The sequence below is a fragment of the Halobellus sp. LT62 genome, assembly GCF_037031285.1.
Taxonomy (GTDB): Archaea; Halobacteriota; Halobacteria; order Halobacteriales; family Haloferacaceae; genus Haloquadratum; species Haloquadratum salinisoli.
On the sequence record NZ_JAYEZO010000001.1, the window covers coordinates 1423537 to 1446415 of the forward strand.

General features: G+C 57.2%; 22 protein-coding genes and 3 pseudogenes. 13 read left to right on the forward strand and 12 right to left on the reverse strand.

What is annotated here, in order from left to right; all coding sequences use genetic code 11:
• The first annotated feature begins 103 nt into the window (after positions 1–103).
• Both U5919_RS07020 and U5919_RS07025 read left to right on the forward strand, forming a co-directional pair.
• Positions 104–870: pseudogene (locus U5919_RS07020) on the forward strand (DUF429 domain-containing protein).
• A gap of 133 nt (positions 871–1003) precedes the next feature.
• Positions 1004–1057: pseudogene (locus tag U5919_RS07025) on the forward strand (zinc-ribbon domain-containing protein); the annotation flags it as partial.
• A gap of 29 nt (positions 1058–1086) precedes the next feature.
• Here the strand turns inward: U5919_RS07025 and U5919_RS07030 are convergent.
• From U5919_RS07030 to U5919_RS07040, 3 genes are all read right to left on the reverse strand, one after another.
• Entirely contained in the window at positions 1087–3054 is a 1968-nt protein-coding gene (locus U5919_RS07030; RefSeq protein WP_336023090.1) for a hypothetical protein, read from the reverse strand.
• Complete coding sequence (locus U5919_RS07035; protein ID WP_336023092.1) at positions 3054–4136, reverse strand: hypothetical protein; 1083 nt, start codon at positions 4134–4136, stop codon at positions 3054–3056. The genes U5919_RS07030 and U5919_RS07035 overlap by 1 nt, the downstream gene beginning before the upstream one ends.
• A 239-nt stretch (positions 4137–4375) precedes the next feature.
• A complete protein-coding gene (locus U5919_RS07040) occupies positions 4376–4549 on the reverse strand; it encodes a hypothetical protein (RefSeq protein ID WP_336023093.1) in 174 nt (57 codons plus the stop codon).
• Positions 4550–5188: 639 nt separating this feature from the next.
• Here U5919_RS07040 and U5919_RS07045 point away from each other — a divergent pair.
• Positions 5189–6307: a tyrosine-type recombinase/integrase gene (locus U5919_RS07045; protein ID WP_336023094.1), complete on the forward strand. Its 1119-nt coding sequence runs from the start codon at positions 5189–5191 to the stop codon at positions 6305–6307.
• Between the two features lie 1406 nt (positions 6308–7713).
• On the opposite strand, the gene U5919_RS07050 is transcribed toward U5919_RS07045, so the two are convergent.
• From U5919_RS07050 to U5919_RS07060, 3 genes are read right to left on the reverse strand one after another with little or no spacing between them, the layout of a single operon-like run.
• Positions 7714–8625, reverse strand: a complete 912-nt coding sequence (locus tag U5919_RS07050; protein ID WP_336023095.1) for a hypothetical protein — start codon at positions 8623–8625, stop codon at positions 7714–7716.
• Complete coding sequence (locus U5919_RS07055; RefSeq protein WP_336023097.1) at positions 8626–9123, reverse strand: hypothetical protein; 498 nt, start codon at positions 9121–9123, stop codon at positions 8626–8628. It lies immediately after the preceding gene.
• The gene (locus tag U5919_RS07060) at positions 9096–9866 is read right to left on the reverse strand and encodes a hypothetical protein (RefSeq protein ID WP_336023098.1); all 771 of its coding nucleotides are present in this window, start codon (positions 9864–9866) and stop codon (positions 9096–9098) included. Before U5919_RS07060 ends, U5919_RS07055 begins: the two co-directional genes overlap by 28 nt.
• Positions 9867–10070: 204 nt before the next feature.
• Here U5919_RS07060 and U5919_RS07065 point away from each other — a divergent pair, with 204 nt between their 5' ends.
• A complete protein-coding gene (locus tag U5919_RS07065; protein WP_336023100.1) occupies positions 10071–10982 on the forward strand; it encodes an HFX_2341 family transcriptional regulator domain-containing protein in 912 nt (303 codons plus the stop codon).
• Between the two features lie 113 nt (positions 10983–11095).
• Here the strand turns inward: U5919_RS07065 and U5919_RS07070 are convergent, their stop codons facing one another.
• Positions 11096–12106, reverse strand: coding sequence for a tyrosine-type recombinase/integrase (locus U5919_RS07070; protein WP_336023101.1), 1011 nt, complete (start codon positions 12104–12106; stop codon positions 11096–11098).
• 436 nt (positions 12107–12542) lie between these two features.
• Positions 12543–13451, reverse strand: a complete 909-nt coding sequence (locus tag U5919_RS07075) for a glycosyltransferase family 2 protein (protein WP_425604202.1) — start codon at positions 13449–13451, stop codon at positions 12543–12545.
• A gap of 603 nt (positions 13452–14054) precedes the next feature.
• Here U5919_RS07075 and merB point away from each other — a divergent pair.
• Both merB and U5919_RS07085 read left to right on the forward strand, forming a co-directional pair.
• Positions 14055–14621 (forward strand): organomercurial lyase, encoded by a 567-nt coding sequence (gene merB, locus U5919_RS07080; protein ID WP_336023104.1) that lies wholly within the window; start codon positions 14055–14057, stop codon positions 14619–14621.
• A complete protein-coding gene (locus tag U5919_RS07085; RefSeq protein ID WP_336023106.1) occupies positions 14618–14986 on the forward strand; it encodes a DoxX family protein in 369 nt (122 codons plus the stop codon). The genes merB and U5919_RS07085 overlap by 4 nt, the downstream gene beginning before the upstream one ends.
• A gap of 10 nt (positions 14987–14996) precedes the next feature.
• Here the strand turns inward: U5919_RS07085 and U5919_RS07090 are convergent, their stop codons facing one another.
• Positions 14997–15380, reverse strand: a complete 384-nt coding sequence (locus U5919_RS07090; protein ID WP_336023108.1) for a winged helix-turn-helix transcriptional regulator — start codon at positions 15378–15380, stop codon at positions 14997–14999.
• Between the two features lie 79 nt (positions 15381–15459).
• Between U5919_RS07090 and U5919_RS07095 the strand changes: the two genes are divergently transcribed.
• The 3 genes and pseudogenes from U5919_RS07095 to U5919_RS15910 all read left to right on the forward strand — a co-directional run.
• A complete protein-coding gene (locus U5919_RS07095; protein ID WP_336023110.1) occupies positions 15460–15816 on the forward strand; it encodes a Zn-dependent oxidoreductase in 357 nt (118 codons plus the stop codon).
• A gap of 371 nt (positions 15817–16187) precedes the next feature.
• The gene (locus U5919_RS07100; RefSeq protein WP_336023113.1) at positions 16188–16436 is read left to right on the forward strand and encodes a SelT/SelW/SelH family protein; all 249 of its coding nucleotides are present in this window, start codon (positions 16188–16190) and stop codon (positions 16434–16436) included.
• A 29-nt stretch (positions 16437–16465) separates the two neighbouring features.
• Positions 16466–16693: pseudogene (locus tag U5919_RS15910) on the forward strand (glutathione S-transferase N-terminal domain-containing protein); the annotation flags it as partial.
• Positions 16694–16977: 284 nt separating this feature from the next.
• On the opposite strand, the gene U5919_RS07110 reads toward U5919_RS15910, so the two are convergent.
• The 3 genes from U5919_RS07110 to U5919_RS07120 all read right to left on the reverse strand — a co-directional run bounded on the left by U5919_RS07110 (position 16978) and on the right by U5919_RS07120 (position 18564).
• A complete protein-coding gene (locus U5919_RS07110) occupies positions 16978–17313 on the reverse strand; it encodes a PIN domain-containing protein (protein ID WP_336023118.1) in 336 nt (111 codons plus the stop codon).
• Positions 17310–17549, reverse strand: a complete 240-nt coding sequence (locus U5919_RS07115) for an antitoxin VapB family protein (RefSeq protein ID WP_336023120.1) — start codon at positions 17547–17549, stop codon at positions 17310–17312. The genes U5919_RS07110 and U5919_RS07115 overlap by 4 nt, the downstream gene beginning before the upstream one ends.
• Before the next feature lie 355 nt (positions 17550–17904).
• On the reverse strand, positions 17905–18564 hold the full coding sequence (locus tag U5919_RS07120; RefSeq protein ID WP_336023122.1) for an arsenate reductase/protein-tyrosine-phosphatase family protein: 660 nt from the start codon (positions 18562–18564) through the stop codon (positions 17905–17907).
• A 108-nt stretch (positions 18565–18672) separates the two neighbouring features.
• Here U5919_RS07120 and U5919_RS07125 point away from each other — a divergent pair, with 108 nt between their 5' ends.
• From U5919_RS07125 to U5919_RS07140, 4 genes are all read left to right on the forward strand, one after another.
• The gene (locus tag U5919_RS07125) at positions 18673–19272 is read left to right on the forward strand and encodes an NADPH-dependent FMN reductase (protein ID WP_336023124.1); all 600 of its coding nucleotides are present in this window, start codon (positions 18673–18675) and stop codon (positions 19270–19272) included.
• A gap of 91 nt (positions 19273–19363) precedes the next feature.
• Positions 19364–19951 (forward strand): thymidine kinase, encoded by a 588-nt coding sequence (locus U5919_RS07130; protein ID WP_336023126.1) that lies wholly within the window; start codon positions 19364–19366, stop codon positions 19949–19951.
• A gap of 12 nt (positions 19952–19963) precedes the next feature.
• Positions 19964–20566: a YIP1 family protein gene (locus U5919_RS07135; RefSeq protein ID WP_336023127.1), complete on the forward strand. Its 603-nt coding sequence runs from the start codon at positions 19964–19966 to the stop codon at positions 20564–20566.
• A gap of 109 nt (positions 20567–20675) precedes the next feature.
• A complete protein-coding gene (locus U5919_RS07140) occupies positions 20676–22820 on the forward strand; it encodes an OB-fold nucleic acid binding domain-containing protein (protein WP_336023129.1) in 2145 nt (714 codons plus the stop codon).
• Positions 22821–22879: the final 59 nt, after the last annotated feature.

The following is a 22879-nucleotide window of genomic DNA, read 5'->3' on the forward strand; positions in this document are numbered from 1 at the left end:
CTTCGAATGTTACAGCAATTATGCGACGTATTGGCGAAATTGAGAATTTCACCAGGACCGACCAATTCATCATTATCTCTCCGATATGAATTGGCATAGACCAATGTCGGCTGAAACAGTTGCCGGGGTAGATTGGGCGAGTGAAGACTGGCTTGCCGTCGTAATAGAGAACGGAGATCCGGTAGATTATCTTCTTGAAAACGATTTCTCGTCAATCTGGGAATCCGATCGAGACTTCAATCGGATCTTGATTGACGTGCCGATTGGGTACCCCACAATAACGAGACACTCGAAAAACGCGAAAAGCTCGACTCCGTTGCTCGAACTGCAACTGGACGGTCGAGTTGTGTGTTTCCTGTCCCGTCGAGAACGGTATGTCAAAAGGCGAAAAATGGACAAGACTACCAGACAGTAGTAGATATAAATCAAGAGGACCTAAGGAAGGGGCTCACCTGGCAGTCATACTATATTGCCCCAAGTATCGGCGAAATTGATGAGTTTCTCGAGAACAACGAGACAGCAAAAGAGACGATCATAGAATCTCACCCTGAGGTCTGCTTTTGGGGGCTGCTCGGTGACCAACCCAGCCACTCGAAAATGAGTGCCCAGGGAATCGGTGAGCGACTTGATGCACTCGACAGACATCTAGATGCCCCCGAGGCGGTATTCGGGCAGATCTGCCGAGACCTTGTGGGTGAGCAGACCGACATTGATCCCGATGATGTAGTGGACGCGCTCGGTCTGGCTGTCGTCGCTTGTCACTCTAGAGAGGAACTTCGGTTTCTGCCAGACGGCGAGGAGTATTGCGATGGAGTAGGAATTCCGATACAGATGGCGTACTGGAGCGAAGAGAGTTTGTTGAAACACTGAGCGACAGTCAATGACTATTGAGTGCACTAGCATTGCTGAAGCCCTCAGTTGTTGGTAAGTGTGGAAAGCCGTGCTGAATACACAGCGCGAATGCAGCAGGCGTATATCATACCCAAGTTGAGCCTATGAGTGCCGGAACTGCGGGAAAACCTTGGATGAAGAAGCGGAGCAGTGTCCTCAGTGTGGACGCGGAGAAATCGACAGCTATACTCTCGATCAGCTGGGGGAGTCCGAACTCATTCTGAAAACAACTCCGTCAAGTCCTCGATTATCTATGAATCCCCGGAGACGTACCTCTAACTGTACGAAATCATAGGGTGCGTTGGTATAGGGAACTGACTTCAAAGGCTGATTCGGCATGTCAAAAACATCAGTTTCCTCACCTGGTGTAGCCGTCACCGTCAGAACCCGTCCATCTTCAATATACTCCACACCGTGACTCTCGCTCTCCAACAGCAGTAAAGCGGTATAGTGGTCCGTGGCTTCGGTGAGAACAGGCCGATCCATAAACGAAAAATGTGCATCATCCATATCACTGCCCCGTTCGAATCTTTCATCTTCCAAAAACTGCCTGCGGTGCTCACCAGTCTGAAGAAGAACAATCGACGGATTTCTCTTCTTGACCTCGCTATCCATCTCATCGATCAGCTCTTCTATACTCTCTACAGTACGCTCCTCAAGAGTCAGCCTTCTCAATACATACTCACGATAACCCTCGAGAATACGGCGAAAATTGGTGGTCACAGGCTTATCCACTTGATCCTCAGGTACGAAACTGCGTTTCTGCGGATACCCCACTGAAACCTTCACACCGTCAAGATCCGGAGGAAACCTTTTTTGTTTCAACACGCCGACCTCCTTCAACGCCCGTCTCAACTGGCAAGAGCTATCGAACTGGTCGTTCATCTCCTGCTCCCAAGAATCGACATAATCAGGGTCAATAGAGTGGTTACGCACCCGCATAATCGCCTGTTTCTCTGCATGGGAAAACGCCCGGTCAAGAACCTCAGACAGCGCCTCTATCCTCTCACCGATATCTGTCTGACCATCCAAGAGGAATTCCAAGGGATAGTCATCTTCAAACTCCTCAATGGAATCTAACAAGCTGTCGAGATCCAAGCGGTCGTCCTCTGTTGTCGGAAAAGGAAGCTCCTCAGGTCCAGAGTCCAGGAAGACTTCCTGCTCACCTTCATCAAACAAGTACAGTGAGAAAGCCAGATAGAAAGACGGTATCCAGCTGTTCGACCCCATGGAAGTCATAACAGGTCCTCCTCTCGACTCCTCCAGCTGGCGCTCCATTTCCCAGTCATCCCAGTAAGGAAGACCCTCTAAGACAGTTCGGATGTCGAAGTAAGTTTCAGTCAGGGATTTGACCGTGGAGAACTCTTCTTCAGCGTGATCCTGAAACAGATCTTTGAGAAAGTCCTCCGAGAGTACATCTTTCACGTAGAGATTGTATGCCCACGAATATGCGGCGAACTTCTGGATCTGGATCCGTTTCCTAACAGCGTCAGCCACCTCCTGTTTCTCCTCCAAGAACTCCTCACTGTACTGATTTTCAGGCCTTCCCAGAGGCAGGTACCGAGCTTGCTCAAACGCCCTTACCTCCTTCAGGTTCTCATGAAGCCGGAGAACAGACTCTCTGCACTCATACTCAACGGCATACCTCCACACCTCACGATAATACCCGAGGAATGTGTCGATAAGATTACTGCTCTTAGCCAGCCTGTCGACGCTGTCAACCTTTTCGAAATTCTGTGCAATCCCCCGTTGATTAACGTTCAACCTTTCGAAAAAGTCCTCTAAGGCCTCGTCGAAACCAGGATTAGGAAATGAGCGGATGTAACAATTGACAAGTGCGTTAAGTAGCTGGTCGAAGGCCTCCAAGTCGTTCGACTGTCTGGCATATCTAACGTTCACAGATATCGAATTGAAAATGCTCGATCTCAAATCCTCGTCAGCACCGTTCTCAAGCACGTCGTTGTAAAGCTGTAGGTATCGACGTCTGCAGAAGGCGTAGATAGACCTGAACCGGGTTGGGGAGTCTACTTCTCTGTTGATCAGTTCACCGATTAGTTCCGCGATGTGAGAGAGGTTATCTGAAAGCTCCTGACCTTTTCCTTCCCGGATAGCGGCCTCCGCATCTGTGAAGAAGTGCTCCAAGTAGTCTTCGTAGTTGGGCATCAGTTCTCCCTCCGTGTCCGTATCCCTCGACGTAGTTGTCGTTCGATCTCCTCCAAGGCTTCCTCAGAGACGTCTCCATCCAAGGAAAGAACTGTGGTGTCTTCAGCCAGCGAGGTACCGACGGAAGGGCTCCGGCCTATACTGACGCCGGGTTCCTCTTCGACGGTTTGAGAGATCCGTCTCATATTCTTTAGGTTGATATCCGTGACATTGCCGGTCTTGTCTATGTCTCTTGATAGAATAGAGGTTCTTTCCAGTCCAAAATCCATAACTCCCGCTGAGATATGTTCAAATCCGGGTACAGACTCTGAGAGAACTCTGTTCGGATTAGAAAATTCATTCACCATTTCTTTCTCCAAATCTTCCTTTGCGTATACTTTTACTTCTTCGTCAAAATCGGTGTAAAACAGTAGATCAAGTGCATCCAAGAACCGGGTGGCAACAGCATATATTGAGGAAGCAAACAGTACAGCGGTGACGTATACCGGTAGATAGCCTGCGTTCTCTGCGGAGGAGTGTACGAAAGCTATGAGGCCTATAAACAGGTTTGAAGTGAATACGAAAGTTACTGTCCAAATAGATCCTATATCTTCGATAAACAGCCTCGTCAATTCATCGTTTAACGGGTTACTGTATATTTCTTCCCAGGCAAAGGTCAAAGCAACGAAACTGAAGCCGATGATGACTGCATGGACCTGCCAAGTCGTGGACAGCACCCCTCCTTGGACGGTGAAAGGAGGATCTCCGAAGATAACTGACTGTATCAGGTAGATTGAGGCACCTACAACGACGGCCAGAAGAGATCTGAAAACTCCTTTGAGGATTTCTACTCGTTTCTTCTCCCGGGATTTGAGCAGCCTAAGCAAGGGGAGTAGGCCCGTGTATCTGTATTTTTGATACAGGGATCTCAGTCTCAGAGACCAAGGTGATATGAAGATACCTCGCCACCATATCGTTCCTAAGAGGAGTGCCAGGGTAGCGACACTCACCAAGGAGATGATCCACCAGTTGACGTTGAGAAACTGGTTAAGGAATACGAGTGAAGCGGATAGAACCGCGATAAAGGCCCCGAAGCGCGTCACTGAGGAAACCAGTGACCGAAAGCTCTTGTTGTATATCTGTCTCCGGGATGGCATTCTTCTTAGAGGGATAATTCAAGGCATCGGTTAAAGAATGACTGTTCTGTTCTCTGATGCCGTCATCAACCGCTGAAATCGTCAAAACCTGCTTGGACGGTGTTGTCTTCATCTTCTTCGTCTTCTCCCGGGGCTTCCATGTCGTCTCTGTGGTCTGGGACGTGCAGATTCCCGGCCTCTGAGCTCTACTCGTTGCGGTAGACATCCGCGTCTCCGAGGGCCTTGAAGAACTCGTGGGCGTCGAGGTCGTACTTGTTTTCGAGGTGTTCGACGTCGCTTGTCGCTGCCCAGCTCACCGTCCTCAGGTCCGTGTAGTCGTCGATCAGGTGTTCGGCCAAGGACTTGTCGACGCCGTCCACGCGAGACAGTTCTACGATGAAGTGGTCTTCGGCCAGCTCGTCGGACTACCTTGTTAAGCAGACTGCAAATACTGAGGCCCGCTCTGCTGAACTCAATCTCTATATTCAGCACCTCGGAGCGATCAGATACAAATGGTTTCTACTGAACCAGAGAAAGTTGACCTTTAAAAGGAGCAACTCAAACTTGAAGACGTTCTCTATTTTCGAAGGGGGGATTTCTCCAAATTTCACTACTATATCTACCGATTCAGAATCTGGATGAATTTAGAGGAATGTAGGCAGAATTGGTATCTTTTCTAAAAGTATTCCAGTGGTAATAGTCGACACCGAACGCTCTCGAAAGCTGTGATGGTGGAAAAATCATACATTTAATCGATACTCACACAAACGGAGAGTTAAACAAACAGATCATACAGGCACTGACGGCGCGCACGAACTCAATATCGTTCTATTCGGATTACTTTAATAGAAAATATACCGGCCTCTTCTCACGATTACCATTATTTGGCGCATCGATCACCAATCCACCAATTCGACCAATCCCAATTAATTGGACCGTATTTATTGAAGGCAATAATCGGGTCAGGTGATGGCAGACACAGGCTTGGAACCGCTCGCGATATTGATGGAGGCGACGCAGTGACCGATCGCACTAACAGAACGCCGAAGGTCAAGGACGAGCGTGATACTGAGGAGCTGCTACGGGAATTCCTCGAAAGCTCGGAATCAGATCTAGAGTCGATTCAACCTGAACGAGCATTAGAGCTCTATTTGGAGGACAAGGCCCGCGAATGCCAGCAGGCGACCATCAGATCTCACCGGTCTCGTCTGGGATTCTTCGTCGACTGGTGTGACGAGCAGAACACCGAGAATCTAAACGACCTTTCTGCTCGCGATATCCACGAGTTCCGTGTCTGGCGTCGCGAAGACCTCAACGTCACCAGTGAAAAGACGCAGATGGATACGCTCCGCGTTTTCATCGAGTGGTGCGAGACCATCGACGCTGTGCAGCAGGGGCTGTTCAAGAAGATCAAGTCGCCAGTCATCCCCGACGGCGGGAACGTCCGCGAGACCACTCTCACGACGGATCGGGCAAACGAGATTCTCGACTATCTAGAGAGATACGAGTACGCCACTGTCGAGCACGTGACCTTGCTCATTTTAGTCGAGACGGGTATGCGTATGGGAGGCGCTCACGGGCTTGACGTTGACGACTACCGGCGCGATGACGAGCACCCACACCTCCAACTCCACCACCGGCCGGACACCGATACGTCTCTCAAGAACGGCCCCAAAGGAGAGCGACCGGTCAGCATCTCTTCCGACGCATGTGATATCATCGACGACTACCTTGAAAATCGACGACCGGACGTAATAGACGATCACAGTCGTGAACCGCTACTCGCCTCCTCACAGGGCCGGATCACGAAGTCGACCATCCGGAAGTACGTCTACAAGTGGTCCCGTCCCTGCGTGGTTGGTCTGGAGTGTCCCCACGATCAGGATCCGGATGAGTGTGACGCTGCAAATGAGATCGACCAGGCCTCGAAGTGTCCATCGAGCGTGACGCCGCATCCCATCCGTCGGGGCTACATTACAAGACTCCTGAAAGCAGGCGTTTCTATGGAGGTCATCAGCGACCGGTGTAACGTCTCTCCAGTGGTTATCGACGAGCACTACGATGTCCGGTCCGAGGACGAGAAGATGCAGCAGCGCCAAGAAGTCCTTCGTGAGGCGTTAGACGAGACCGGCGATTGACGGCGTTAGGTTCGGTTCTCACAAGGCGTGGATCGTGATCAAGTAGCGATGAAACAATCAGGGACCGTGAACCGCCTCCCGTGGCGAGGAACCTGGAATCCTATTATGATTCACGTGCAGCAGGCCTACAATGCCCGTATCCTTCGAGAGGTACACGCCTGAAGATAGACGGATTGACCTCACGGAGGAGACGAACGCCCCCACCTTGCTGTCGTTTCTCGTCGAGCATCCGGACGTCGGATTCACGCCCGCGGAATTGTACGAGCAAACGAACGTTCCCCGCGGAACCATCAATCCAACAGACTCGAACGCGCCGACTCGTCCGTCACAAGGGCGACTACTGGGCGGCCGCGGACGACGACCGGCTCGTCGCAGCTAGGCTGCGGTCCTCGGAGTCCAGGCCGCACACGAGGCGCACAGCGACGATTGGTATGCACAGAACTCGGATTGAGCTGGCGAACTCGACGCCCTCCGCGACGAGGAGGAGTAGCATAGATGCCATATCCCCTTAGCGGGGTCGTAGTCGCTTATGATCCATTCGGTGCGGGTAGCAAGCGCCCGTATATCCTTCTATCGGACGACTGCCACTCGTTCCACGGCCAGGAGTGCATTGCCGCCGTCGTGACGACGACCGGCCGAGAGAATGCAATCCCCTGAAAGCTGACTCGTTGGAAGAAGGATCGCTTCCACGCCGGTCGTACGTCTCGTTATGGAATTCGCATCTATCCATGCATCCATCCAGCTGTACACTGGCCCCCAAAATAGTAGCAAGATATTCGAGATTAACGAGATGGGGGCCAAGGAGACGGAACGATGACGTACGAATTGGCTGTGTGGTCTCAAGAAGTTCACCTTGGATTTGGTGGTCAATGTCACAGCTGGACTGGCATAACAGGGCGTCTTCGGCCAGGTCTATCATATCGTAGGGCGCGCCCGAGTCCCACTTCCAAGCGCAAACGATATATTCTGAGTGATATGCGCTATATATTCTGCACGCCTCTGAGAACTATCATAAATTGATATTTTCAACAAGGTCGACCATCCTTAGGGGAGTACACGGGATCTTGGTCGCATTTTTCTATGTCTACATCTACACCCCTATCTCACCCTGCAATTAATTCTAACCCTGAGAAGGGCACTCCAGGCGGCTAAATTCAGTCGTTATTGAGATCTGTGCTACGGGCCAAATCCGTAACCGCTGGGGTAGTGGCGTAAGAGATCACCCGTTAAAGCCAGAGGATATAGAAAGAATACGGCAGATCTTTAAAATATCATTCGCCGCCATTCAGGCTCATAAGCCCGATATTCGGCTCATTCTGAGGAGTAGTTCGTTCGGATTTGCTCTGATGTCGCAAGAGACTAGAAAATCCGGAACACTCTTCTAAAGAGTTCTCGAGATTCAGTGTCTACTCGAACATTTCGGGTAAACTTGGCAGTTCTATCTCGAAACCGATTTCTGGTGGTTCAAAGTCCGGTAGTAGCCGTTCGATGGGTCCTTCTTTCTCCTGCGGAAGGACGCCCACCGCTCCACCAGCTCCCTCAGACTCAACAAGGTCCCGAATCTCTTCGTAGGAGCGGTCCAGGTCGATGTCGTAGTCCCACTCCTCGGCATCCTCCTGTAGACCCTGGATCTCCTCCCATACGAATTGGACGCGATTCTCGGTCACGCCGTGACCGTAGACGGACGCCCGGATCGCCCAGTGGATCTCGCTCATGAGGAAGGCAACACAACCGCTGCAACCGTGACGAGCGAAGCGGAGGAACGTTCGATTCGCGATGAAGCGCGTCCCCGACCACGCCATCTGATACGGAGCGCCGATGGTCCAGAGGGCGACCTCGATTCCAAAGGCGATCGACGAGTAGATGAAGTCCGTTACTGCCTCGGGGTCTGGGTCGGGTGTTTCGACGGCACACGCTGACTCTAGGATATTATTGAAACTCCCCAGCAACGGCATATACTGAGTTGCCCTATCGATATTTCGACGTCCCGTCTCAATCATCGACTCGTCGATGGCGTCCGTCAGGTTGTATTCGGTGAGAATCCGTACTCCGAACTGAGCGCGACGGACAGCATCGTCAACCGACCCACCTCCCTCGACGATGGCGTCTATCTCGTCGCTTGAGATGGGTTTGGTCGCTTTACACAGCTCGTTAGCGCACCCGACCACTGCGTCATTTCTCTCGGTCTTTTCGTCGGGGAGTGCGTCGAAGAAGTTCTCGGCGAGATCCTCAAAATCCACGTCATCCTCGCTCGCCGCTACGGGAGTCGCAACTAATGGGGTGGCTGCCGTCGCCTTGAGGAACGTCCGTCGTTTCATCTAATCTCGCAGGTGTGAATCCTCAACCCGAACCAGCCGGAGCGACGGGAATGGGGCGAACGGCACCTCGTCCTCGACCAACTGTTCGAGGGGAATGGCCGCCTCCCGTGTATCCCAGTCGGGCATGTAGTCTTCGAGCACCCCGATCGGTGTGACGACTATCACATCATCATCGTCCGGACACTTCGGGTTGCGGTCGGCCAATGTCTCTCCGTCTTCAAATTCCCACTCCAATGCGATCAGACCGGGAACGTTCACTACGGCGAGTGCGATCGGCTCATCGGCCTCGGTGTCGTGGACGATGTCGCCATAGATGAAGTCCGGTTCGTTGTCGCTTTCGTCACTTAACTCGACTTCCAGGACCAAATCGAGCGTTCGCTGAAGTGACTCGTCCGATCCGGGGTCTTGCCAGGGCTCTTCCTCTTTTCGTCCTTCCGGTGGTCCACGGGGACCTCCTTTTCGTGTCATGGTTAGAATTGTGTTAGTTTCGCTTGCCACTTGTTGATCTCGGGGATCCGCTTCTCGATGCTCGCACCCAGCAGGTCTCGGTGGTGGATATCGTTTGCATCTCGAATCTCTTCGAGAATGCTATACTTGCCCGAGAAGGCCACGACCGACCTCGGCATGAGTCGGAGGTGACTCGGGGCGACAGTGCCGTTCACGAAGATCCGCTTCGGACCGACGACGTCTTCGAGGGTGTCCAACTGCTCCTTCTTGTCGTACTTCGAGTTGATCTGCGTCGTGTCGAAGGCGACGGAGTCGTTGATCTCCAGGAGTGGACGGCACCGCTCGAAGTGCCAGTTCTCCCAACCGAGGAAGGCCGGGATAAGCGTCATGTCAACGTTCTTATCGTGGAGTCCGTCGTAGATGGTCAGCTGCCTGTGGACGCTGTCCTCGATCTCTTTCGCGACCTCGCGCCGAGACATCGAGTCGTAGTCGTAGGTGAACCGGTCGCCGGGAATCGCCGCGTCCGCGATGCCCTCGAGTTCAGTGTACCGCTCGATCTCGTCGTCGGGTGTTCGCCCTACGATGTGCTCGTCTTGCTCGTAGGTTATGACGAGGAGCTTCTGTTCCGGGCTCAGAAACGCCTCTCGCGGGTGATTTACGAACCAAGTCGAACGGTGGAACTTGCACGCGACCCACTCGGCATGCTCCGGATTGTGGCCGAATACTGCTTGGTCCACGTGGTGACTCGGTTGTATCTTCGCCACGAAGTCGCTCGGGAACGGATCTTCCTGCATGTCGTGTCGCCCAGGTACTGTGTTCTTCAGTGGTACCTGTCCTCCACTACGAGACGAGTGCATAAAAGTATGTTGGACATTTATTCTACACCGTGGCATCTCGGGTGACAATATGCCACCGTTTTAGGCGTGCCGAAAGCCATCCGTCAGACGAATGGGCCTCATAACGAAGCCCTTTAACATAGTTGTGGGTGAGTATGAACTATGAGTGACCGGGTCCATTTCATCCCTGTTGGATTCGACTTTGACCGTCTGATTCGGCCAATCGCGAAGGGGGAGCTGGAGGCCGACCGTGTTATTCTTCTGACTCACGAGGGGACACCCGAGGACGACCCGACCGATCGTGCCGCGAAACTCGCGTCGAATATGACCGAGAAGTTGGAGCGCACCTTCGACCTGATCGACGTCGAGCCCGAGGTCGAGGGGATCAATCTCAAGGAGATGTACGAGTACGAAACGCTCTATCGGCGAGCACACGAGTACATCTTGGAGGAAATTGAGGATGGGAACGAAGTGTTCGTCAATATTTCGTCGATGCCGCGTACAGTGTCGTTCGCGTTCGCCACGGCGGCTGACTCGTTGATTACGGAACGGCAGGAAGATATAGGGGACATCCGTGAGCGGCTCCACACGTACTACGTCGCTCCGAAGGAGTATCTGGTCCTGGAAATGCTCGACGTGTTGGAGAGTGCAGCTGAGACGTTTGACGACCTGAAGGAGTACGAGGATCTTCGAGTACACCAACAGTACGAGGACATCCTGGACATCCTGGACCGCGTCGACGAGAGCGGTGTGACTGAGGGGACGCGAGAAAATCTGGACGGGAAAGGACGAATGTACGTCGAGTTCCCCTCGTCTCCGGCAAGCAACGTCGAGGGATTCGAGGAGGACATCCTTCGATTCCTGAAGGGGAAGGGTGCGTTCAAGTCGACGTCTGAGCTCGCGGAACAGATGGCGGAAGAATTCAACGAAGAGTATGACGAGTCGTTCAGAAGCCGAGTGCAGTACAACGTGTCGAAGTTGGATAAGAAGGGATACGTGTCCCGGACGGAGATCGGAAATCGGCACGAGACAGAACTCTCTACTATGGGGCGAATGTGGGTGGAGACCCACTAATCGGGATTTACAACTTCGGTGTATGAAGGGCATATGTCCAGCACGCCATATGTGTAAAATATTTGTATTGATAGAGAGAGTGTTCCGATGGCGCTGCCACTATGTTCGAATCTTTACAACTGATCCAAATACTGCCTCCGTTGCTCCATCTTCTCCCGCTGCGTCCGTCGGTCGTAGTGCTGCTCAAGCACCCGCTGACTGACGTTGGCCCGCCCACTTACAGCCGTCTCCGGGATATCCTTCTTCAGATGGTGCGTTATACTCCCACGACGGATCGCGTGCGGACTGATCGAAGACGGACACTTCGACGCGTGTCCCTGCTCCACCGCTTCACAGTCTTCCGGACTGCGCCCGTGCGGACACTCCGCCCCGTACGCACAGGGCCGCGACCACCGGTAGGCATACTTCGGGATCGTCGTCCTAGACGGGCGTCCGTACTGTGTCGCGAGTAATGGTTCGCGCCCGTAGTCGTCCGTCACGTCAGGCCGGCGATCCCGCAGCCAGTCGTCGAGCAGCTGGCACAGCCACCCGGACAACCCGATGAAGCGCTCGCCGTCGATTCCGTTCTTGATTGGCGTGTCCGAGTCCGGTCGGTGGTGGAGCTCGAGACACTGCTCTTCGGGGTAATAGTCGTCGACGTCAAGCGCCCTCGCTGCGCCCCGACGCATCATCGTGTGCCAGAGCAACGCGATAGTGACGTGCGGTCGCGACGCGTACTCGTACGTCTCGAGGTGCGCGAGAATCGCTTCCGCGTCCTCGGCGTCGAGTTTCACGTCGCGGCTGTTCTCGTCCGGGGTGACGTCCGGCGAGATCACCTTGACGTGCAGGTCGGGGTCGACCGCGTCGATGGTCCCGAGCCACCGGACGAAGACACGGAGCGTGTCTATCTGGGTCTTCACGCTTACCTTACAGAGGTCGCCGTCGTTGCGTCGCCAGAGACGAAACTCCTGGAGCTTTCGTCCGGTCAGCTCGTTCAGGTTAGTGATGTCACGCTCGTCGCACCACCGAACGAAGTGACCGAGTCGAGACTGGTGCGACCGAATGGTCGATTTGGACAACTCCATTTCTTTTTCTGCGATGTACAATTCCAGCGCCGTTTCGGGGTCGATTGGTTCCAGTTCCATGGTTCGATCTGATGCGAACCATTCGATTTTGAGCCCCAATCCAGACCGGTTCGTGAAACACCGAAATGGCCGGATTTGTGTGTCTCACCATTGTTCCCGGGCAGATCCCGGTTTCCTGCAGCGCCCATATTTTTAAGGGGCGTAATCGCCCGACAGCAACGGGATGATCCGCCAATCGAACGCTGCGCTGTTGCTTTCGTTCGGCGGTCGAACGACGAGTGATTTTCCCTAGGGTTCACGTACAGCCAAACTGGTCTCCTCCGAGAAAATCAATTGCCGATTGACCCATCAATTCCGACGGAAACGTGGTGCCGAGTACAGAGGCTGTATCTCGCGATATCCCACCGAACTCCAAGCAGTTATCCCCGGAGTGTGGGTATCTATGGATCAATCCTCGGAATCAAGCGAACCGCGCCAGTAGCTTTCGCTTACCGCTTCACTCGACGATCTCTACATCGAACTTCGAACGCCATCGATAGCGGCGGCCCCCCCAGACGAAAGTCCGCCGGGACAGAGCGTACGCGAAGAGCGGCACCTGCACGAGTGTTGCGGGGTACGCCAGCAGGAACGTCCATCGACGTACCCCGAAGGTCATGTAGATCCCGAGTTGAATCAGTGTTAGTAGTATCAGCGCGGGAAGGGGGTAGAGGAGCGCTCCGACTGTCGATAACGATCCGATCGCGCTCATCACCGCAAACCCCGCTGGATCGTGCCACCGGACGATCTGGGTGAATCGGACGTGCCGTTCAGCAGTGTCGCGTAGAGAACCACCCATCGGAACGATTCGCGTCCGGCGGAGCGGCGTAACGTCGAGATACTCGGTGAGAATACCGTCGTCACTCACCGATCGGCGGAGGTCACGCAGGAACGAGTCCACGTCTATATCGTCGCGGTCGAACATCACAGCGCCACCCCACACGATGTCCCCCTGGTACGTTCCGAACGTGCCTCCGATGGCATAAATCGGCTCCAACAGGGTAGCTAGCGGGTCACGTCCAACGAAGAACGGCAGCTCAGTTACCGGACCACGTTGCTCGTAATCCCTGTGGAGATCTGCCAGCCAATCAGGCGGATGCTCGAAGTCGTCGTCGGTCCAGACAATTCGGTCGTTGGCGGCAGCCTCCACGCCGGCGGCAACTGCGTTCGCCTTGCCCGAACAGCCACTTGGATCACCAGCGATGACCAGTCTTGTATTTGGAGACTCAGCGACGTGTTCCGCCACGGGCGCCGTCTCATCGTCACAAATAATCAGTAGTTCATCGGAGGCGGTCAGTTGTGCAGTCAGTTCTTCGATGACTGGCGACCGATTGTTTGTTGGGAGGAGGACGCTTGTTGGCGGGGCCATCAACCTGTGGAAGTATGCCTTCCCAGAAATAAATTCGTATGGCCTACTGCTCACTTCGCACATCTCATTCAGCACTATCCAACAAACCGAACCGATATCCGCCAAGAAAGTTAGATTTCAGTCCCCTCGAATTCAGGCACCTTACGCCCGAAAGGACGATTCGTTTGACAGTCGAACGCAAGCCTGCAGCGCCCATGTTTTTAAGGGGCGTAAACGCCCGACAGCGTCGCGGTGGCTCGCCAATCGAACGCAGCGCCATTGCATTCGTTCGATCGTCGAACGACGGGTGATTTCCACCGAATTCGCGTACAGCCAAACTGGTCGGCAGGGAGAAAATCAATCGCCGAATGATGGGGGTCCCGAACGTTCATCAGACGCACATAGGTCCTAGGCACAGTAGCCCGAGATCGTCTACTCGTTTCAAGCGACTCACTAACTTCGAGCAATCGAAGCCGATTCTATACTTCGGACTTGACAGTATAAACACTTCGAATATAGATGTATTGGTGCATGTCGAAGCAAGATTGCAACTGCGCCGACCTAACGGTTGACCAAGCAACTGAACAGACCTCGAAGTCAGACAGCTGGATAGCCGAGCGTCCAGTGAAGACTGCGGAACTCCCGGAGACCGTGGCAGAGAACATAAGTCGGTTCTACGGTGAGTCAATCGAATCCTTCGACGGCATGGTCGCAGCAATTCGGAACGTGGTCGAAGGAGATGGAATTGCCATTGACGAACTCTGCCACGTCGGGGGAGAAACTCCCCACTACGCGAAGACGGATGGCGAGACCTACTACTTCCGGTGTTTCTACGACGGAATCGCACTTGCACATCTCGTGGACAAACCCGTGGAGATCCGGACTGAAGCTCCTACGAACGGCTCTATTGAGATGCGGATGTCGCCTCAAGGCGATATTGATGTCATTCCGTCGGACGCGGTCATGTCGTTCGGCGTGGCAACTGATACCGACGTCCCTCCCGGCGATGTGCCAACCGCCCAAGAAATCTACGAGGCTGTCTGCCCGTACGTGAAGGCATTCCACACGCGTGCTGACTACGAACGCTGGTCGGAGGACGTGGCTGCCACCACGATCGGGATTCCGTTGGAAGCTGGAGTCCCGATAGCCGCTGCACTGACGGCGACGTCACCGTCAGAGGTTACAGAATGACCTTTGGGAACGTCGCAATCCTCGGCTTTCAAGCCGTCCTCGGACTTGTTGGTCTCGGTGTCGGAGGGGCGAAGGTCACCCACCAGGAAGACCAGGTGGAAGATTTCCAGCGGTTCGGGTATCCACAGTGGTTCCGGATCGTTACTGGCCTGGTTGAAATCGGGGCCGGGATCGGTCTGCTCGTGGGACTGCTATGGAGGCCTGAATTAGCGTGGGTAGGCGGCCTCCTTCTCAGTGGAGTTATGGTTGGAGCAGTGGTGACCCACATTCGCACCGGTGATCCACCGTCAAAGACAGCTATTCCTGCGGTCCTGTTTCTCCTCACAGCAGGGATGCTGACAATCCGCTATTTCGTTCCAGTATAGATTATGGAACCTATTCCTGACTGGTCGAGATCTCCTCTTCATCAATTTCTTCTACCCACTTGAGAAGCGGTTCCAGATGTTGACCTAACTCTTCCCCGGTTTCTGTGAGTTCATATTCGACCCGTGGAGGGATTTCCGCATACTGTTCACGGGTGAGAATCCCGGCCTCAACCAGCTCGTCAAGTCTCGTTGAGAGTGTCGAGCTACTCACTCCATCGAACGTCTCTTCGATGTCCCCATATCGAGCTGGACCGATCGCACCGACTACGCAGATGAGTTGCATCGCGTAGCGACGGCTGAGGAGATCCATCACCCCATCCAAGGGACAGAGACAGTCGAGATCGATATCTGAGGAGGTAGGCGTCTCAGTTACTGTGTCGGGGGTATCTGCCATAGCTTTCGTTCACCACACTTGATTCTATACTTTGGACTTGACAGTATAAATAATTCGGTGTTCAAAGTATAGGTGTACTATGAGTCAAAACGACTCAGCACGAGAGGTTGCGTGTACGCTCACTGAGGAACAGGAAGCAGACCGATCAGAGGAAGTTCAAGAACTTCTCATCTCGCACTATCTTGGATATCAGGACTCCGAAGACGGCGTCGAGATCCGATTCGAAGGCACCGATGAGTCACTCCGGGCGCTCGCTCAGTTTACTGCAGACGAGTTGCAATGCTGTTCGTTCGCCGAATACACGATTACCGTGTCGCCCCCGTACGAAGAAACGGTGCTGACTGTCACTGGCCCCGAAGGAACACGACAGATGTTCCGCGAGGGGTTTGTAGAAAAACTGGGGGAAGAGTCGGCGTCGGTCGGTCGATCCGCTTGAACCACCGCAACACCGAGCGATGAGACCGTCCTAGCAGGCGGATTCGTCCGAATTTTCCGCAGGTCGAAGATACGTTTTCCCCCCCTCTTCGAGTGAGTTGATCACGGGCTCCAGTGACTGGCCACTTCTTTCCGATCACGTCCATCGCACAGGTGACCGCACACTAGTCGTCGCCCGCACACCACACTGCCAAGAATTCGTCTTCCGGAACCTCTGTCGCGTTGCTCATACCTGCCTGTTGAATAGCAACACAGAAAGTAGTACCTCATCGATATGTAGTATACAAACGAAACCACGGTTTCGCCGACGAAACCACATTTCATAGCATATAATTGACACTTATGCATCGGGCGCTCCTTGACTGAATTGCAATGACGGAAGTCAACATCGAGTACTGTGTCCCGTGCAGCCCCCTCGAATACGCCGTCGAGACGCAGGAAACGTTACTCGAAGAGTTCGGCCAGGACCTCGACGGGGTTCGGCTCCAACCCGGTCACAGCGGCGTGTTCAAAGTCCATACTGACGACGACCTGATTTGGGACAAAGACGACCACGACGGCGAGATCGACTTGGAGACTATCACCGAGGCCGTCTACGACCGCGCGCACGCTCACGCCTAACTCCACGCAGCCCTCCATTCACGCTACCTATGTTAGAACTCTACCAAGCAGAGGGGTGTGGCTACTCGGCGAAAGTGCGCAAGACGTTGACCGACCTCGGCATCTCGTACGTCATCCACAATCCCCACTCTGCCGCCGGCGAGACGCGCAACGAACAGACTCACAACCAGCTCCGCACCCTCGGTGGCGAGGACCAGATTCCGTTCCTCGTCGATCACCAGCGCGGCGTGACGATGTACGAATCCGACGACATCATCGTGGAGGCCGATGCGATCGGCGCGAAAGAACTGCGTTTGGCGTACGAGACAGAGGCATCGCGGTCGAAATCGCCGGTAATGAGACGGCGGTATCTGGACTCGCTGGAGCGGTACGGACTGAGCAAGCAGCGCGGAGCGGCACGTGATACGAGGTACTGCGTTGCGGACTCCGAAGTACGGATACCGCAGTGAGCGCCGCCGATCTATGCCGTTGACCGGGTGATGTCGTCGCGGAGCGCTCCGTGAGTGCTTATTTCAAATCAAAAGCCGAGTCCAACCGAGATTCAGTACGTAACGACTTCCAGCCCTTCGACGTCCAGAAAGTCGGTATCGTTCGAGACGACAGGCTCGTCGAGCAACAGTCCGTGAGCGGCGACAACGGAATCGGCTCCATCGAGGTTTTTCAGTTCATCAGAGGCCGCGTGTTTGCCCCGAAGCGTCCCCGATCGGCGGGCAACCGTCTCGTCGTCGGTCATCTTCCCGAGGCCGTAGAAGAGCTCTGCGACGACGGCCGAGGGGATTCGCCGCGGAGATCCGGTGGATTCGATCTCTTCGGCCAATTCTCGGGCGTCCGGATCTTGGACGGCCAACTGTCCGAGATACTGCGTATCGAGAATCACGGGAGCTGTTCCTCAAGCTCCTCGCGGTTCTCCTCGTCGGACTCCTCAAGCGCGGTTTCGAGTTCGTCCGGATCCCAATGATCCTCGCGCAGTTCAGCCATATCGTCGGCGAACTCGAGGAGCGTGTAGTCGTCGACCAGTCGTTCGAGCGCGTCACTCAGCGTCTCTCCCGGTCGTTTCTCCGATTCGATCCGCGCGTAGAGGTCTTCGCTCACCCGGATCTGTTTCGTTCCCATACCTGCGCGTTGACGCCGTTGACAGGAAAATGTACCGTCGATGGGCGCGTTCTACAGTGAGAGACCGACTCGTTGTCGTAGCGACTCGAATCGTCCGCTGCAGCGGATTCGCTCATCATTCGTTCATTATTCGTTCACTCGCGAGTGCCGGATCGAACGCCGCTGGAGCACGATTTCGCCGAACAGGTCCACTTTCGCTCACGGCCCCACCAGCGGTATTTCGGTATCGGTCGTCGAGATCGCGTCCCGAACGCAACGCGTCCGATCACGAGCATCTTCCCGAGGACTTCTCGGGATTTGACGACTGTGTTCACGGATACCGGAGAACGATGCAGCGTCCCCAAGAAGCCACACGTCAGTCTCCACCCCTTCGAGCCTCGTATTCGTCGAGCATCGTCGTCACGCAGTCGTCGATAGCTGCATAAACACGCTCGAACGTCGATTCGTCTGACCCGTGAGGATCGATGATCTGCATCTCGTGACCCGGTTCCACGATGCGGAGCAGAAACAGCCGATCGACCGCCTCGGGGTATCGGGTCGCGTATGTGTGGTAGTTTCGATAGTCCATCACGAACAGCAGATCTGCGGTTTCGATCGCTTCGTCCGTCGATTTCATCGCCCGATGGGAGGAGAGGCCCACACCGAACTCCGCCGCAACGGCGCGGGCGTTCGACGGCGAGCGGGGGTCGTCCAACTCGACGCTCCCGGCGGAAGCGACTTCGAGGGGAGCGAGGCCGCGGTCGACCAGTCGGTGTCGCAGCAATCGCTCCGCGAACGGGCTCCGGCAGACGTTTCCGTGGCACAGGAACAGCACCGACTCGGCCTCGCTGAGCCGATCGAGCGCGGCGCGACGGCGACGCCGTCGAGCGGTGGGAGTCGCGTGGAGCCGGCCCCAGTAGAACGCCCCGATCGCACGGAATCGAAGGAGCTCTGAGGCGAACTGCGGGGCCAACCGGAGCAGATCTCCGAGCGATTTCCCCCGCAGCCGGCTCAGAAACGCCTTCGTTGCTGACATACCCGTGCAAGGGACCGCGATGGGATTGTTAGGCACCGACAAACCGAGAGCCAGCGGTCCGCTGGTAGACGGCGGTGGCTTCTTGGGATATCGGAGCGAGCGGACCGTATGTCCGATCAGCGGTCGTCCTCGGCGGTCGATGTCGTCGCCGTCTGCGGGAGCCTCCGCGACGAGAGCTACACGCGCCGCGCGCTCGAACGCGCGCTCGACGGCGTCCGCGACGCGGGCGGCACCGGCGAGGTGCTCGACCTCCGGGCGTACGACCTGCCGGTGTTTGACGCCGATCGGGACACCCAAGGCGACAGCGCGGCCGTCGTGCGTCGGATCCGAGAGGCCGACGCGGTGCTGTTGGGAACGCCGATGTACCACGGGTCGTACTCGGGCGTGCTGAAGAACGCGCTCGATTACTGCGGCTTCGACGAGTTCGAGGGCAAGACCGTGGGGCTGCTGGCGGTCGCCGGCGGCGGCTTTCCGGTCTCGGCGCTGGAGCATCTTCGATCCGTCTGTCGCGCTCTCGACGCGTGGGTCCTCCCGCACCAAGCGGCGCTGCCGAACGTCTCGAAGCGCTTCGACGGCGACGACATCGTCGACGAGGGCCTCGACGAGCGGGTTCGCGTGCTCGGCCGGCGCGTCGTCGAGTACGCGCGAATCGAACCGGATCCCTCGACCTTCGAGGCCGACGAGAACGTCGGCGGCGAGGGACGGTAGCGCGCGGACGCCGATCCCGACTCCGGCGCGGGGATCGTCGGAGTCGACCGAAGAACAACGATTTTGACCCTCCATCACGCTCGGACATCGTATGCACGCCATCACGAACAGCGGGTGGATCGAAGTCGTCACGGGGTCGATGTTCTCGGGGAAGACCGAGGAGGTCCTCCGGCGACTTCGGCGCGCGGAGATCGCGGGCCAAGAGGTCGCGGTGTTCAAGCCCGGCATCGACGACCGCTACGGGGAGACCACCGTCGGGTCGCACGCGGGTCGCCAGTGGGACGCGAGCGTCGTTGCCAACGAGGGCGACGACGTCTGGGAGATCCGAGAGCACCTCAACGGCGAAGACGTCGTCGCGATCGACGAGGCGAACTTCTTCGCCCCGGAGCTCGTCGACGTCTGCCAGCAGTTGGCCGCCGACGGCCGTCGCGTCATCGTTTCGGGCATCGACCAGACCTACCGGGGAGAGCCGTTCGATCCCCTCCCGCAGCTGATGGCCGTCGCCGAGTACGTCGACAAGTTGCAGGCGATCTGCGCGCTGTGCGGTGAACCCGCGACGCGGAACCAGCGCCTCGTCGACGGCGAACCCGCACACGTCGACGAACCGACCATCGTCGTCGGGGCCGACGAGTCCTACGAGGCGCGGTGCCGGAACTGTCATACCCTCCGGCGCGACTAGTTCGAATCGAACGTGACGACGTGGGTCGAGAATCCGAGCGGCGGACGCGAGCGCGGACCGCGGGGACTCGCGCGGGCGTGGGTCGAAGTCCTCCTCCGACCGGAACAGTTCTTCCGAAACGGCGTCGCTCCCGGCGATCAGGCACCCGGCTTGGTCTTCGCTGTCGCCGTCGCCGTCGCGTACGCGATCGGTCTTTTCGCGTTCGTACCCGGGCGGATCCCCTCTCTCGCGGGCGGACGGGTGGTGTCGGCCGTCGTCGCTCTCGCGGTCGTGGCGCTGGTCATCGCGCCGGCGGTGCTGCACCTGACCGCCGCGCTCCAGACGGTGATCCTGATCCTCGCGGTCCGCGACCGCGCGGGGATTAGCGAGACCGTGCAGGTGATCGCGTACGCGACGGCCCCCTGCGCCGTCGCCGGGATCCCGTCGCCGTGGCTCCGATTCGCCTGTGCGCTGTACGGGACCGCGCTGCTCGTCGTCGGGCTTCGAGCGGTTCACGGGACGACGACGACCCGTGCGGTCGTTGCGGCCGCGGTCCCGGCGGCGCTACTGTTCGGCACCGCGTTCGGCGGCATCGACGCCGGCAGGGCCGTACTCCGTGCGCTGGGGCTGATCTGAGCGACGCCCGTTCGGCGATGATCGGGCGGTGCGCGGGTCGGTGACAACTGTTCGCTCGACCAGCAGGAATTCGACAGTCGTTTTAGGCGCGACCCATTTTACTCTCGCAATGGATTGGATTACGCACGACGAAGATGTCTGGTTCGATTTCAGGGGAAATTCCCCAAAACAACTCACGCCGGGGCGGTTTTATAAGGGTACCGTCGATGGATTCGCGGATTTCGGCGTTTTCGTCGATCTCGCGCCCGGGGTCACCGGGCTCCTACACCGCAGCGAACTCGACCGTCGCCTCGAAAGCCTCGATTGGGACTCGGGCGACACCGTCTTCGTCCAAGTGAAGAACGTCCGAAGCAACGGGAACATCGACCTCGGCTGGTCGATCCGGCAGTCCGAATCGGAGTTCCGCGGCGCTCGCGTCCACGACCCCGAGGGCGACGCCGACGGCGACGCAATCGAAACAGACGAGAACGACGGGCCGGACCCGGTGAAAAAGAAACCGAAGGGAGCCTCGACGAAGTCCCGAACGGGAAACGGGACTGAGGCGGCGGCGAAAGGGGGGCCGTCGACCGCTGAGAACGAGACCGGAAATGACGAGTCAGAAGGGAGCTCGGGAGACGCCACAGAGGGCGCGTTCGAGTTCGACAGCGAGACCGCAGACGACGAGACCGCAGACGAGGACGAGGCCGCAGGCGAAGAGCGCGACGCGGCGGGCTCGGACGACGTTGAGGACGAGGTCCCGAGCGAGGACGACGAGGAGCCCGAACGCGTCTCCGTCGATTCGCTGGGCGACCGCGTCGGCGACCTCGTCCGCATCGAGGGCGAAATCGTGGGCGCGCGCCAGACCGGCGGCCCGACGATCTTCGAGATCCGAGACGAGACCGGCGTCGTCGACTGCGCGGCGTTCGTTGAGGCGGGCGTCCGCGCCTACCCCGAGATCGACGAGGGCGACGTCGTCCGGCTCGACGGCGAGGTCGAACTCCGACGGGGCGAACTGCAAGTCGAGACCGAGGACCTGACCGAACTCACCGACGACGAGGCCGACGCGGTCGCCCAGCGGCTCGAGGACGCCCTCTCCGAAAAGGCGCGTCCCGAGTCGGTCGAACCGCTCGCCGAGGACGACGCCGTCGACGCCATCACCGAGCAGCTCGCCGACGCCGCCGAGGCGATCCGCGCGGCCGTGTTGGAGTCGCGACCGATCGTCGTCCGCCACGCCGCCACCGCCGACGGCTACGTCGCCGGCGCGGCCATCGAGCGGGCAGTGCTCCCGCTCATCCGCGAGGAGCACGCCCGCGCGGACGCGGAGTATCACTTCTTCACGCGCCGGCCGCTCGACGACCCCGTCTACGGGATGGACGCGGCGACGAACGACGTGACGCGGATGCTACAGGACAACGAGAGACACGACGAGAAGCTCCCGCTCGTCGTCCTCGTCGGCGTCGGCGGCACGACCGACTCCCTCGACGGCCTCGGACTGCTCGGCGTCTACGGCGCGTCCAAGGTCGTCATCGACGCCGAGGCGGTCGACGCGGAGATCGAAGACGAGGCGAGCGTGCTCGTCTCGCCGAGTCTCGCCGAGGTCGACGCGGCCGACCTCTCGACGGGCGCGCTCGGCGCGAACGTCGCCGGGGCCGTCAACGCCGACGTGACAGACGACCTCGCACACCTCCCCGCCGTGAGCTACTGGGAGGGCGCACCGCAGGCCTACCTCGATCTCGCGGACGGCGCGGGATACGACGCCGACCGGACCCGCGAACTCCGCGAGGCCGTCGCGCTCGAAGCGTACTACCAGTCCTACCAGGACAAGCGAGAGCTCATCACCGACCTCCTGTTCGAGGACGACGGCGGCCTCGCCGGACACGTCTCCGAGCAGTACCGGATCAAACTCGACGACGAGGTCGAAACAGCCGAGGCGAATCTCGAATCCCGCGAAATCGATGGTGTCGACGTCGCCGTCCTCGACGCCGACTCCTACAGCCACCAGTTCGACTTCCCGCCGACGTCGCTGCTCGCCGACGCGCTGCACCGGCAGGCCGAGGACGAACGGTCGGTGACGGTCGTCTACTCGACGGACGAACTGTTCGTCCGCTCGGACGCCGACGTCGACGTCCGCGCCGCGGCCGCTGACGCCCGGGAAGCGGTTCCGGAGGGCGGAATCACGGCGGTCGGGATCCGACAGAACCGCGTCGAGTTCCTCTCTGGTGCGCGCGAGGACGTCGTCGACGCCGTCACCGAGGCGGTCGTCGACCAGCTCTGAAACGATCGTCGACCAGCGCCGAGAACGAGCATCGACCAGCTCTGAAACGCCGTTCGGGT